Source organism: Streptomyces sp. NPDC058662, assembly GCF_042716255.1.
Lineage (GTDB): Bacteria > Actinomycetota > Actinomycetes > Streptomycetales > Streptomycetaceae > Streptomyces.
In genome coordinates this window covers 18941-30872 of sequence record NZ_JBHXRU010000075.1, presented here as the reverse complement: position 1 = coordinate 30872, position 11932 = coordinate 18941, and the positions used below count along the sequence as shown (strand labels likewise).

11 protein-coding genes are annotated in these 11932 nt (G+C 75.4%); 5 read left to right on the top strand and 6 right to left on the bottom strand.

The features are described 5' to 3' along the window. Positions 1-139: 139 nt before the first annotated feature. Positions 140-814 carry a hypothetical protein gene (locus tag ACFWUQ_RS23195; protein ID WP_384541115.1) on the bottom strand — a complete coding sequence of 225 codons (675 nt, stop codon included), beginning with the start codon at positions 812-814 and terminating at the stop codon, positions 140-142. A 135-nt stretch (positions 815-949) separates the two neighbouring features. Between ACFWUQ_RS23195 and ACFWUQ_RS23190 the strand changes: the two genes are divergently transcribed. The 3 genes from ACFWUQ_RS23190 to ACFWUQ_RS23180 all read left to right on the top strand — a co-directional run bounded on the left by ACFWUQ_RS23190 (position 950) and on the right by ACFWUQ_RS23180 (position 3947). Beyond that, positions 950-1627, top strand: a complete 678-nt coding sequence (locus tag ACFWUQ_RS23190; protein WP_384541113.1) for a response regulator transcription factor — start codon at positions 950-952, stop codon at positions 1625-1627. A 226-nt stretch (positions 1628-1853) separates the two neighbouring features. After that, positions 1854-3233, top strand: a complete 1380-nt coding sequence (locus tag ACFWUQ_RS23185; protein ID WP_384541121.1) for a sensor histidine kinase — start codon at positions 1854-1856, stop codon at positions 3231-3233. A gap of 42 nt (positions 3234-3275) precedes the next feature. After that, on the top strand, positions 3276-3947 hold the full coding sequence (locus ACFWUQ_RS23180; RefSeq protein ID WP_384541111.1) for a hypothetical protein: 672 nt from the start codon (positions 3276-3278) through the stop codon (positions 3945-3947). Between the two features lie 89 nt (positions 3948-4036). Here the strand turns inward: ACFWUQ_RS23180 and ACFWUQ_RS23175 are convergent, their stop codons facing one another. Next, the gene (locus tag ACFWUQ_RS23175) at positions 4037-4702 is read right to left on the bottom strand and encodes a nucleoside/nucleotide kinase family protein (protein WP_384541109.1); all 666 of its coding nucleotides are present in this window, start codon (positions 4700-4702) and stop codon (positions 4037-4039) included. Positions 4703-4866: 164 nt separating this feature from the next. Here ACFWUQ_RS23175 and ACFWUQ_RS23170 point away from each other — a divergent pair, with 164 nt between their 5' ends. Both ACFWUQ_RS23170 and ACFWUQ_RS23165 read left to right on the top strand, forming a co-directional pair. Continuing rightward, entirely contained in the window at positions 4867-5352 is a 486-nt protein-coding gene (locus ACFWUQ_RS23170; RefSeq protein WP_384541107.1) for a cation:proton antiporter regulatory subunit, read from the top strand. A gap of 6 nt (positions 5353-5358) precedes the next feature. Further along, positions 5359-6642, top strand: a complete 1284-nt coding sequence (locus tag ACFWUQ_RS23165; RefSeq protein WP_384541104.1) for a cation:proton antiporter — start codon at positions 5359-5361, stop codon at positions 6640-6642. An 81-nt stretch (positions 6643-6723) separates the two neighbouring features. Here the strand turns inward: ACFWUQ_RS23165 and ACFWUQ_RS23160 are convergent, their stop codons facing one another. The 4 genes from ACFWUQ_RS23160 to ACFWUQ_RS23145 form a co-directional block, all read right to left on the bottom strand. After that, positions 6724-8010 carry a hypothetical protein gene (locus ACFWUQ_RS23160; protein WP_384541101.1) on the bottom strand — a complete coding sequence of 429 codons (1287 nt, stop codon included), beginning with the start codon at positions 8008-8010 and terminating at the stop codon, positions 6724-6726. Between the two features lie 104 nt (positions 8011-8114). Then, complete coding sequence (locus ACFWUQ_RS23155; protein WP_384541119.1) at positions 8115-8990, bottom strand: NAD(P)/FAD-dependent oxidoreductase; 876 nt, start codon at positions 8988-8990, stop codon at positions 8115-8117. Then, entirely contained in the window at positions 8897-10378 is a 1482-nt protein-coding gene (locus tag ACFWUQ_RS23150) for an NAD(P)/FAD-dependent oxidoreductase (protein WP_384541099.1), read from the bottom strand. The genes ACFWUQ_RS23155 and ACFWUQ_RS23150 overlap by 94 nt, the downstream gene beginning before the upstream one ends. Continuing rightward, positions 10375-11811, bottom strand: a complete 1437-nt coding sequence (locus tag ACFWUQ_RS23145; protein WP_384541096.1) for an FGGY family carbohydrate kinase — start codon at positions 11809-11811, stop codon at positions 10375-10377. Before ACFWUQ_RS23145 ends, ACFWUQ_RS23150 begins: the two co-directional genes overlap by 4 nt. Positions 11812-11932: the final 121 nt, after the last annotated feature.

Below are 11932 nucleotides of genomic sequence, written 5' to 3'. Positions count from 1 at the left end.
GGGCGCGGGCTCCGGGCGCGGGCACCGGGCGCGGGCTCCCGCCGCATCGCCCGGAACCAGCACGGGGCATCCGGACCGGCACTCGGCCCGGCGTGAACCGGCCGGGCCCGGTCCGCCCGGCATCCGCGCGCCCCCGCCCCTACCGGTCGATCGTCGTATTGCTGGTGACCGTGCCGTCCGCGCCGGAGACGGTGACCGCGTGCCGGACGCCGTCCGGGCCGAGGACCACGGCGCGCCAGGCGCTGCCGCCGCCCTCCTGCGCCACCACGCGCATCGCCTCGACCTTCCCGCCCGTCACCGCGGCGGCGGCCTTCTCGGCCGCCGCGCCGATCGCCAGGGCGGGGAGCGGCGCGGGAGCCGCCTGCGCGGCTCCGTCGGGGCGGGCCGCCGCGTCAGGGCGGACGCTCTCGGCCCGGCCGTCGCCCTTCAGGAGCCGGCGCTGTTCGAGGTCACCGGGCCCGCGGGCTCCGCGCTCCCCCGGGCCCACCTGCCCCGGCTCCCCCGGGCGCGCGGGGCCGCGCTCGAACCCGCCCTCGTGGCCGGGCACCGACCAGGCCATGCGCGGACCCCCGAACACGCGGTCGTGGTGGTGGTCGACCACGGCGACCGCCACGGCCGCACCGCCCACGATCACCACGGCGGCGCCCGCAGCCGCCCACCGGGCACCCTTGCCGCGGGGAACCAGGCGCCCCAGGGCCGCGCGCTTGCGGTCGGTGGGCTCCGCGGTGCTCCCGGGCCGCGCGGACGACTCCCCGGACGACGGAACGGGCGGCGGGACGGCCGGCGGGACGGGCGCGGGAACGGAATCAGGCATGCGAGTACTCCTCGGGACGACCGGGCACTGCTCCCGGCTCGTTCCGGAGCATGCCGGGAGGATCCTGAAGCCCACCTGAAGCCACCTGAAGACCTCTTCAGCAAGCGGCGGGCCGGGCCTGAGACCCTGTTCGGCATGCGCGTACTGGTGGTGGAGGACGAACGGCGGCTGGCCCTGGCCCTGCAGCGGGGGCTCCAGTCGGAAGGGTTCTCGGTCGAGGTGGCCCATGACGGTTCCCAAGGGTTGTGGATGGCCACCGAGCACGGTTACGACCTGATCGTGCTCGACATCATGCTGCCCGGCCTGAACGGCTACCGGGTCTGCGCCGAACTGCGCGCCGCCGGGAACGAGTCGGGCATCCTGATGCTCACGGCGAAGGACGGCGAGTACGACGAGGCGGAGGCCCTGGACACCGGCGCCGACGACTTCCTGTCCAAGCCGTTCTCCTACCTGGTCCTCGTCGCCCGGCTGCGGGCGCTCGCGCGGCGTGCGGGCGGCCGGCGCCCGCAGGTGATGCGGTACGGCGACCTGCTGATCGACCCCGCCCGCCACAGCTGCTCGCGCGGCGGGGAGGAGATACGGCTGACCGCCCGCGAGTTCGCGGTCCTGGAATGCCTGGCCCGGCGCGCCGGCGAGGTCGTGCCCAAGCGCGACATCCTGGAGCAGGTGTGGGACAGCGCCTTCGAGGGCGACGCCAACGTCGTCGAGGTCCACGTCAGTGCGGTGCGCCGCAAGATCGACGCGCCGTTCGGGCGGGCCGCGCTGGAGACCGTACGGGGCGCCGGGTACCGGTTGGCGGCCGACGGTGGCTGAGTCCCGCGAGCCCCGCTCCGTACGGGGCGCCGGGCGCGTCCCGCGCCGCCTCGGCCCGCGCGTCCTGCGCCGCCTCGACCCGCGCGTGGGCGGCCCGCGTGCGCGGCGGGAGCCGTCCGGGCCGCGGGGGCCCCTGGATCCGCGGGGGCGGGTCCGGCGCCCCGTCGCGGCCCTCGCCGCCGCGACGGCCGCGTTCCGCACGGCGCTCCTGAACCGGTGGCCGGTACTGCGCCGCGTCTGGCCCACCACCGTCCGCGCGCGGGCCACGGCGGGCGCCTGCGCCGTGGTGGCCGTGGCGCTCGGGCTGGCGTCCTTCACCCTGCTCAACCTCCTGGAGGCCAATCTGCTCCGCGCCGCGCAGAGCGACGCCCGCCGGCAGGCCGAGACGGTGGCGCAGCTCGCCGCCGCCGGACGGCTGGACCGGGTCCGTGCCCCCGCCCGCGGGGTCGACTTCATCCAGGTGGTGGGGGCCGACGGCCGGGTCCTGTTCGCCAGCCTCAACCTGGTCGGCGCTCCCCCGCTCCCGCCGCCCGGCCCGGGTGTGCCGGGCGGCCGTTTCCACACCTGGACGGGGCGCCCGCTCGACGGCGAGCACCGCCAGCGGGTGGTCCAGGTCGTCACGGACACCCCGGACGGCCCGGCCACCGTGTACGCGGGAGCCTCGCTGCGGGACGTGGACGCGGCGGACGACACCACCGCGGCGGCCCTCGCGGTCGGTGTCCCCCTGCTGCTGGCCACCGTCGGGCTGGTGACCTGGCGGGTGACGGGCCGGGCGCTGCGGCCGGTCGAGGCGATCCGTGCCGAGGTCGCCGGGATATCCGACCGCGACCTGCACCGCCGGGTGCCGGTTCCGGCCACTCGCGACGAGGTGGCCCACCTGGCGCAGACCATGAACGCCACGCTGGACCGGCTGGAGGCGTCCGGCGCCCGCCAGCGGCAGTTCATCGCCGACGCCTCCCACGAACTGCGCAGCCCCATCACCGTCGTGCGCACGCAGTTGGAGGTGGCCCTCGCCGTCCGGGACCCGGAGCTGTGGCCCGAGCTGATCGGCGGGGCGCTGGAGGACATCGAACGCCTCCAGCACCTCGCGGCCGACCTGCTGCTGCTCGCCCGCATCGACGCGGCCCAGCCCGTGGCGGCCGTCCGGCTGGACCTGACGGCTCTGGTGTGCGAGGCGGCGCGGACGCGCGCCGGGGACCGGGTCCCGGTGCACCTGTCGCTCGAACCGGGCGTGGAGGTCACGGGTACCGGGCTGTGGCTGAGCCGGATCGTCACCAACCTCGTGGGCAACGCCCGGCAGTACGCCGAGAGCCGGGTGGACGTCACGCTGCGCACCACGGGAAGCGCGGCGGGGGCCCGTACCGCTGTACTGGAGGTCGTCGACGACGGCCCCGGCATCCCGGCGGCCGACCGGGAGCGGGTCTTCGAGCGCTTCACCCGGCTCGACGACTCGCGCAGCCGCGACCACGGCGGAGCCGGCCTGGGCCTCGCCATCGCACGCGATCTGGCCGCGCACCACGGGGGGACGCTCACGGCCCGGTCCGCCGCGCGGGGGGCGCGGCTGGTCCTGCGCCTGCCGACCGCTCACGGGACGGCGCGGACGTAGGCTGGCACGCCGAACACCCGTCACCACCAGGGGGAATCACTCATGACGATGCATCGACCCGGTCTGCCGCAGGACCTGCCGCCCGCCGAGACGCTGTGGGCGCGCTGGGGCCTGGTCGCCGTGCTGGAGGCGACCACCGCGGCGGAGGGGCGCGGGGTGCACCGCACCGGGCACTGGGTCGACGGCGAGGGACTGCACCTCGACGACAGCGGCTGCACCTGGTGGACGCTGGCACCGATGGGGCAGGGCCGGTACGTGCTGTACGGCGAGGACGAGTCCAGCGGCGTCAAATGGCACGAGCCCGCCGTCGACATGCTCGCGCAGGGCCCCGACTGGCTTCCGTACGAGACCCTGCACGCGTTGCTGAGCGGTTACGAACTGGGCTGCGTCTACTGGTACGAGGACGGTCGCTGGGCCCGCGCCCCCTATCCCGAGGACCTCGCCGACGACGGCCTCGACTGCGGCATCAGCCGGTTCGCGGTGCCGGACGAGGCCCTGCGCCTGCTCTCCTGCACGACCGCCGACTGCACCTGCCCGCCGGCGCCGGGGCCCGGGCCGCGCGACCTGCTGGAAGCGGCGTACGCGCGCACCGTCACGCCCGAGGCGCTCGGCGCGCTCGCCGCCGCCTGCGGCTGCGGGCACCTGGACCTGCCCGCCATGCACCGCGCGCTGGTGCTGTCGGGTCTCGCGGGCGACCCCGTCCCGGCCGCGTAGGAAGCCGCCCCGGTGCGGTCCCCGGGGGACGGGCCGCGAGCCGGTCAGCCGGACTCGGACGGTCCACCGCCGGGGGCGGGGGCGGCCCGTCAGCCGAGGCGCAGGACGAGGTCCGCCCGGTCGCGGCCCGGTGCGACGAGCCGGGCGTTGGCCTCGTCGGAGCGGAGCACCCACTCCCGCGCGTACGCGGGGTCCTTGCCGTGGCGCACGTGCCGTTCGATCAGGCGCCGCACGCGCGGGGCGTCGTCGGGGGCGAGGTACCAGGACTCGTCGAGCAGCGGGCGTACGCCGGCCCAGTCCCCGGCATCGTGGAGCAGGTAGTTGCCCTCCGTGATCACCAGGGGTACGGAGGGGGCGACGGGGATGCTCCCCGCGATCGGCTCTTCGAGCGCGCGGTCGAAGGCGGGTGCGTAGACGGTGCCGGGCTCGGGGTCGCGCAGTCGGCGCAGCAGTGCGGTGTACCCGGCCGCGTCGAACGTGTCGGGGGCGCCCTTGCGGTCGGCCCGGCCGAGCCGGGCCAGTTCCGCCCGGGCGAGGTGGAAGCCGTCCATCGGCACCACGGCGACCAGCGCCGGACCCAGTTCCCGGGCCAGCGTCTCGGCCAGGGTGGACTTGCCGGCGCCCGGCGGCCCGGCGATGCCGAGGATCGCCCGCCGCCCGCCCGGGCCGCCGCGCCCGGCGAGGGCGGTGCGGTCGACCGGACCGCCGCGGTCGGCGAGAGCGCGGGCGCGTGCGATCAGCTCTGTGGTCTCCACCGTCCGTATCCTGCCCCAGGTGCGGGGGTGTCCCCTCCGTGCGGACACCCGGACCCGGTCCTTCCGTGGGGATGGCACGATGGGCGCGGGGGGACCGGGCCCTGCCTCGTACCGGGGCCGCGCCGCCCGCCAGTCGATCAGAGAGAACAAGGGGGGACAGAGCTGTGACCGCTCCACGGATGAGCACCACACCGCTGCCCGGCATCGGTGTCCAGTACGACCTCACCACGCGCGAGCACCGTCATATGTCGGTCATCGCGCACCGGGACGGAACCCGGACGGTGAACGTGTACCGGGCCGACGACCCCGACGCGTGCGCGCAGTCGCTGCACCTGACGGGTGCCGAGACCGCGTCGCTGATCGACGCCCTGATGCCAGCTCACCACAGTCCGAACGTGCTGCACACCACCGACCTCGGTCTGGTGGCCGAGCGGATCGAGCTGTCCGCGCACTCGCACTGGAACGGCCGGGTGCTGGGCGACACCAGGATGCGCACGGAGACGGGTGTCTCGGTGGTGGCCGTACTGCGGCGGGCCGAGGCGCGCCCCTCCCCCGCGCCGGACTTCCGTCTCGCCGGCGGGGACACGCTCATCGTGATCGGTACCCGCGAGGGCGTCGACGCGGCCGCCGCGATACTCGGACGGGAGTGACCGCCTGTGCATTCCGCTGTCTTCCTGATCGAGTTCGGTGCCATCATCCTCGGCCTGGGCCTGCTGGGCCGGCTCGCCGGCCGCTTCCACTTCTCCCCGATCCCGCTGTACCTGCTGGCCGGTCTGGCCTTCGGAACGGGCGGGTTGCTGCCGCTGGGTGCCAGCGAGGAGTTCGTGGCGATCGGTGCCGAGATCGGCGTCATCCTGCTGCTGCTCATGCTGGGGCTGGAGTACACGGCGAGTGACCTCGTCTCCAACCTCAAGACCCAGTACCCGGCGGGGCTCGTCGACTTCACCCTGAACGCGCTGCCCGGCGCGGTGGCGGCGCTCCTCATGGGCTGGGGGCCGGTCGCCGCGGTGGTGCTGGCCGGGGTCACCTGGATCTCCTCCTCGGGGGTCATCGCCAAGGTCATGGGCGACCTGGGCCGGCTCGGCAACCGCGAGACCCCGGTGATCCTCAGCATCCTGGTCCTGGAGGACCTGGCGATGGCGGTCTACCTGCCGATCATCACCGCGCTGCTGGCCGGAGTCAGTCTCGCGGCGGGCAGTCTCACCCTGGCCATCGCGCTGGGAGTGGCCGGGGCGGTCCTGTTCGTCGCCGTCCGCTACGGCCGGCTGATCTCGCGCTTCGTCTCCAGTGACGACCCGGAGAAGCTGCTCCTCGTCGTCCTCGGGCTGACCCTGCTCGTCGCGGGCATCGCCCAGCAGTTGCAGGTCTCCGCGGCCGTCGGCGCGTTCCTGGTGGGCATCGCCCTGTCCGGGGAGGTCGCCGAGGGCGCCCACACCCTGCTCAGCCCGCTGCGCGACCTGTTCGCGGCCGTGTTCTTCGTCTTCTTCGGCCTGCACACCGACCCCGCCAGCATCCCGCCGGTCCTGCTGCCCGCCCTCGCGCTCGCCGTGGTCACGGCGGGTACGAAGATCGCGACCGGTTACTGGGCCGCGCGGCGGGCCGGGATCGGGGTCAAGGGCCGCTGGCGGGCCGGGGGCACGCTCGTGGCGCGCGGCGAGTTCTCGATCGTCATCGCCGGCCTCGCCGTGACCGCGGGCATCGAGCCCGCCCTGGGACCGCTCGCCACCGCCTACGTCCTGATCCTCGTCGTGATCGGGCCGCTGACCGCCCGTTACACCGAGCCCGTCGCGGCCTGGGTGTCCTCGCGGCGGACGCCCTCCGCGCCGCTCCTGGCCGGTGTGCCCGCGCCGGCCAGGTCCCCGGAGGCGGACCGGGAGGAGACGGACCGAACCGAGACGGGCCGGACCGAGGCGGACCAGGACCCCGTCGGGCGCACCTGAGCCGAACGCGGCGGGCGGGGCGGCGATCGGTGCACGGCGCCGCCGCCCCGCCCCGCCCCCGGCCGAGGAGCGGCCCGGGGGTCAGGAGCCGTCGGCGTGCACCGCGTAGACGTAACGCGAGCCCGGGTACTCGCTCACGTTCCAGATGACCGAGTCGGAGTACGCCCATCCGGTCGCCTCGGAGCTGTGGAAGCTGAGGTCCTCGCACCCCTTGGCGAGGCGGACCACGGTGGCGGGCGCGTCGGCGCCGGACGTGACCGTGCGCAGGCTGCCGTTCCGGGTCGGGCCGTCGCTCGCCGCGAGGTAGTGCCGGCTCTGGCGCGAGACCACGCCCTGGATCTTGCCCTGCTTCACCGTGACAGCCTCGGACGCCGCGGTGGAGGCGATCTTGCGGTTCGTGTGGTCGAGCGGCCACCGGACGATCTTCGGGGTCCCGATCCTCTGGCCGTTGCCGTTCCATCCGAAGGCGGGGTCGTAGTCGACCACCGGCGTGGTGGGGTCGTAGGCGTACTCGCTCACGGTGAGGCTGTCGGGGGTGGACGCGCGGTCGAGCCCGATCGCCGAGAAGCGCAGCAGGGTGCCGGTGTTGTCGTAGGCGCCGGTCTGCGGGAGGACGTAGCGGTAGTCGTACGCGTGGTGGCGCCCGTCGGAATGCAGCCCGCAGACGTCCGGCAGACCTGTGCTGACCTGGAACATCTTCTCCAGGTCGAACACGCGCAGGCCCTTGTAGGTGTCCACGACGTACAGCAGGTTGCCGTACCACATGATGCCGCCCGCGTGCTTGCGGATCGGCTGGTAGGTGTACGCGCCGCCCGGGGCCCGGACGGGTTCGACGAGCAGCACGTGCCGGTACGCGGGGGCCGCGGCGGAGGTGTAGTCCACGAAGCTGAGCCGGATGCCCTTGTCGATGGCGAACTCGTGGACGTTGTCCTGGTCGGGGTCGGTCTCGAAGTACCAGGAGACCAGGACCACGCGCTTGCCGCCGGCGGGCCACAGGCCCGCGCCGAGGGCGTCCGCGCTGGTGGTGACGCCCTGCGGAATCCACTCGGCGGCGTCCCGGTCCCCGGGGTTCCAGGTGAAGCCGTGGGAGAAGCCGCCGACTCCGGCGGGCGCGCCGCTGAGGCGGGTCGCGTCGCGGTTGGCGTCGGCGAGTACGTCGGCGACCCCCACCGCGGGGAGTGCCGCAGCCAGGCCCTCGATGAGCTGGGTGAAAGTGCCGGAGGCGTTGCCGGTCCGTTCGGCGAGGGAGAACTGCGCGGCGGGCAGGGTGGCCGCGCGGGCCTGGGAGGGCAGGAGGGCGGCGCCTGCCGCGGTGATGAGCGGCGCGGCGGCCATGCCCTTGACGACGGTCCTGCGTGAAAGATCCATGGGACGAGAATGTAGACGGCGAGTTCGCGGGTGGGGGACCCGACTCCCCTTCCTGGTCGGACAGTTGCGGTGGCGGGCGAGGCCGCCGGGTCTGCGGCGCGCCGTCAGCCGATGCCCAGGACGACCGGGCCGCCCGCCCTGTCGACCCGGCCCGTCCATCCCGGTGGGAGCTTCATCGACCGTGAGGGTGACACCCGGCCGGGGATCCGTCGGCGCCACAGGAGTCGGCCGTCCTGGCCGGCCGTCACCAGCGGGTTGGTCAGCGGTTCCCCGGACCTCAGCAGCAGCGGCCGCTCCCCGACGCCCGTCAGGCGGTTCGGCGCGACCCACACCAGGGGGGCCCGGACGACCAGCGGCGGGCCGGGATCCGGCCAGGACACGCCGGCCAGGTGCGCCAGGACTGGGGCCGCGGCGGCGGCTCCCTCGGCGGCGGCCGCAGCGGCGCTCTCGATGCCGTGCAGGGCGTTGCCGACCGCGAAGACGCCGGGTACCGACGTACGGAAGGAGGCGTCCACGGCGGGGCCGCGGGTGCCCGGGTCGAGTGCGACGCCGCCGCGGCGGGCCAGCTCGTGGTCGGGGATCCAGTCCCCGGTGAAGACCACCGTGTCGCAGGGGAGGAACCCGGACCGGCCGTCCTCGTGGCGCACCACCACGCCCGACAGCCGGCCCCGGCCGCGGAGTTCGCCGACCGTGGTGGCGGTGAGCAGCGGGACGCCGGGCGGCGCGGCGCCGCGGGAGTGCTCCGTGACCATCGCCACCACCTCCGTACCCGCCCGGCGCAGGCTCCGTACGGCGTGGCGCGCCACCGGCTCGGCGCCCACCACCACGGCGCGCCGCCCGACGGGGCGGGCGTCCGCGTGCAGGGTGCGTTGCAGTTCTCCTGTCGTCAGCACACCCGGCGGGCGCGTGCCCGGCACCAGTCGGGCGCTGCGGGGGCGTTCCCTGGCGCCTGTGGCGAGGACGACCGTCCGGGCGCTGATGGACTCCAGTCCCGCCGGGCTCGTGGTGTCCAGGGACAGCGGACCGGACCAGCCGGTGGCGGTGACGCCCGTACGGACCACGGCCCCCGCGGCCGCCGCGGCCCGGGCCCACCGCCGCGCGTACGCCGGCCCCCGCAGCCACGGCCCGGCGGGCCGGGCGGCGACGGACCAGGCAGCGGCGGGCCGGGGAACGCGTCGCGGTACGGGCGCGGGAAGGCCTCGCCCAGGTTCGGCATCCGCACCGGTTCCACCTCCCGCGCGCCGGTGACCGGGAGGCCGCCGTCGGCGAGGAGTTCCACCACGTGGGCGGCGATCGCCATGGAGGCGGTCAGGCCCGTGGACCGGATGCCGGCGACGGTGACGTACCGCTGCGCGGGGCGGGCGCGGATCACGTAGTCGTCGTGCTCGGTGGCCGCCCGCAGCCCGGCGTACACCGCGGTGACCTCCTCCTCCAGCAGGGCGGGTAGGACCCGGCGGCCCTTCTCGCGCAGCAGCGCGATCCCCTCGGCGGTCGATCCGGTGGCCGCCTTGTCGTCGAGGTCCTCGGCGGTCGGTCCGAGCAGGACGTTCCCGTACACCGTCGGCGACACCAGCACCCCTTTGCCGAGGGGGCCCGGCACGGGCAGCAGGATATGCCGTACGAGGCCGCGGGCGAGCTCGTCGAAGACGATCAGCTGGCCGCGCCGGGGCGTCACGGTGAAGTCCTCGTGGCCGAGGAGCCGGTCGATCCCGTCGGCGTGCAGTCCGGCCGCGTTGACCAGGTGGCGGGTGCGCAGCCGCCCCCGGCCCGTGGCCAGCTCGTGGGGGGTACGACGGTCGCCCGGGGCGGCGGCCTCGACGCGGCAGTTGAGGTGGAGGTCGACGCCGGCCCGCACCGCCTGCGTCGCGTACGCGAGCGTGGTCGTCCAGGGGCAGATGATGGACTCGCCCGGCACGTCGAGCGCGCCCAGCGCCCCGGGTCCCAGGTGCGGTTCGCGGGCCCGTACCTCCGCGGGCGCCACGATCCGGGCCGAGCGGTATCCGTTGGCGAGAGCCTTGTCGGCGAGGCCCGGCAGCGCGGCGTACTGCTCCTCGTCCCAGGCGACGAGGAGCGCCCCCAGCGGTTCGACGGGGATGCCGCTGTCGGCGGCGTAGGCGGCGAGCAGCCGGCGGCCCTCCCGAACGAGCCGGGACTCCAGGGAGCCGGGCACGGCGTCGAAACCGGTGTGCAGGATGGCGGTGTTGGCCTTGGAGGTGCCGTCGCCGACATCGTCGGACGCGTCGATCAGGGCGATCCGCAGCGGGAGCCGGGCCAGTTCCCGGGCGATGGCCGCGCCCACCACCCCGGCGCCGACGACCGTCACGTCGTACTCGCCGGCGGGCAGCGGGCCCCGCGTGGTGACGGTCACGCCGGGCCGTCGATGAGCGCCGATACGGCCGTCCGGAACCGGGCGCGGCGCTCGGCGGCCTCCCCGTCCCCGGCCTTCGGCTCGTAGACCGCGGACGGCTTCCACGCCGGGACGGCCTCGTGGACGGTGAGCGACGGATCGAGCCCGAGGCGGGCGACCGCCGCGACCCCGAGCGCGGTGGCGTCGGGCAGTGCCGACACCTCGACGGGGATCCGCAGCAGATCGGCCTGGGCCTGCATGAGCAGCGCGGACCGGGTCAGCCCGCCGTCGACGCGCAACGCCTCCGGCATGGCGCCCAGGTCCGCGGCGACGGCGTCGGCGAGCTCCGCCACCTGGGCGGCGATCCCGTCGCACAGGGCATGCACCAGGTGGCCTGCCGTGGTGTCGAGGCCGAGTCCGGTGACCGAGCCCCGCAGGTCGCCGCGCCACCAGGGGGCGGCGAGCCCGGCGAGCGCGGGAACGAAGGTGACGCCGCCGGCGTCCGGGGCGCTGCCGCCCACGGTGTCGAGGTCCTCGGCGCCGGATATCACGCCGAGGTCGGTGAGCCAGCGCACGGCGGAGGCGGCCGTGTACACCTGCCCGTCCAGGCAGTAGCTGGTGCGTCCGGCGAGCCTCCAGGCGACGCAGCCGACGAGCCCGGTGGTGCTGCGGCGGGGAAGCGGGCCGCTCTGCGCGAGGAGGAACGCGCCGGTGCCGTAGGTGCACTTGGCGCTGCCGGGCTCGGTGACGCTCTGGGCGAGGAGGGCGGCCTGCTGGTCGACGAGCAGCCCGGTCAGCGGCAGTGGGGGTCCGAAGGCGGTCGTGGTCCCGACGCGGGTGTCCGAGTCGACGACCTCCGGGAGGCGCTCGCCCGCCAGGCCGAAGGCGTCGAGCGCCGCCTGTGACCACGCGACGGTGTCGAGATCGAGGAGCTGGGTGCGGCCGGCGGTCGCCGCGTCGGTGACGAACGCACCGGTGAGGCGGTGCACGAGCCATGCGTCGCTGGTCGTCACGACGCCGCGGCGGGTCAGGTGGCGGCGTATCCAGGCCATCTTGGGCGCGGCGAAATACGGGTCAAGGGGCAGGCCGGTCGTCTCCCGCAACGACGGTGCGTGCGGGGCCAGTTCCGTGCAGAGCTGGGCCGCGCGGCGGTCCTGCCAGACGATCGCGTCGGTGAGGGGCTCGCCCGTGGCCGGATCCCAGGCCAGGACGGTTTCGCCCTGGTTGGCCAGCCCCACCGCCACGACCGGCTCGCCGGCCGCCGCGAGGGCGGCGCGCCCGGCGGCCACGACCGAGTCCAGCAGCTCGCGGGGGTCCACCTCGACCCGCCCGCCCGGCAGGTACACGGGCCGTACGGGCGCGGAAGCGGAGCCGATGACCCCGCGGGAGGGGCAGACGACGAGCGCCTTGGTGCCCGACGTGCCCTGGTCCACCGCGAGCACGGGACCCGTCATCACCGCTCCTTCCCTGGTACCGACACCGCTTGATCGTCGGTCGGAAGCCTTCACCAGCGGAAGTCGCCCGTCAAGGTCCGTCCCGGTCGTCGACGGGTGCACTGACGCCGTCTCATGTGCC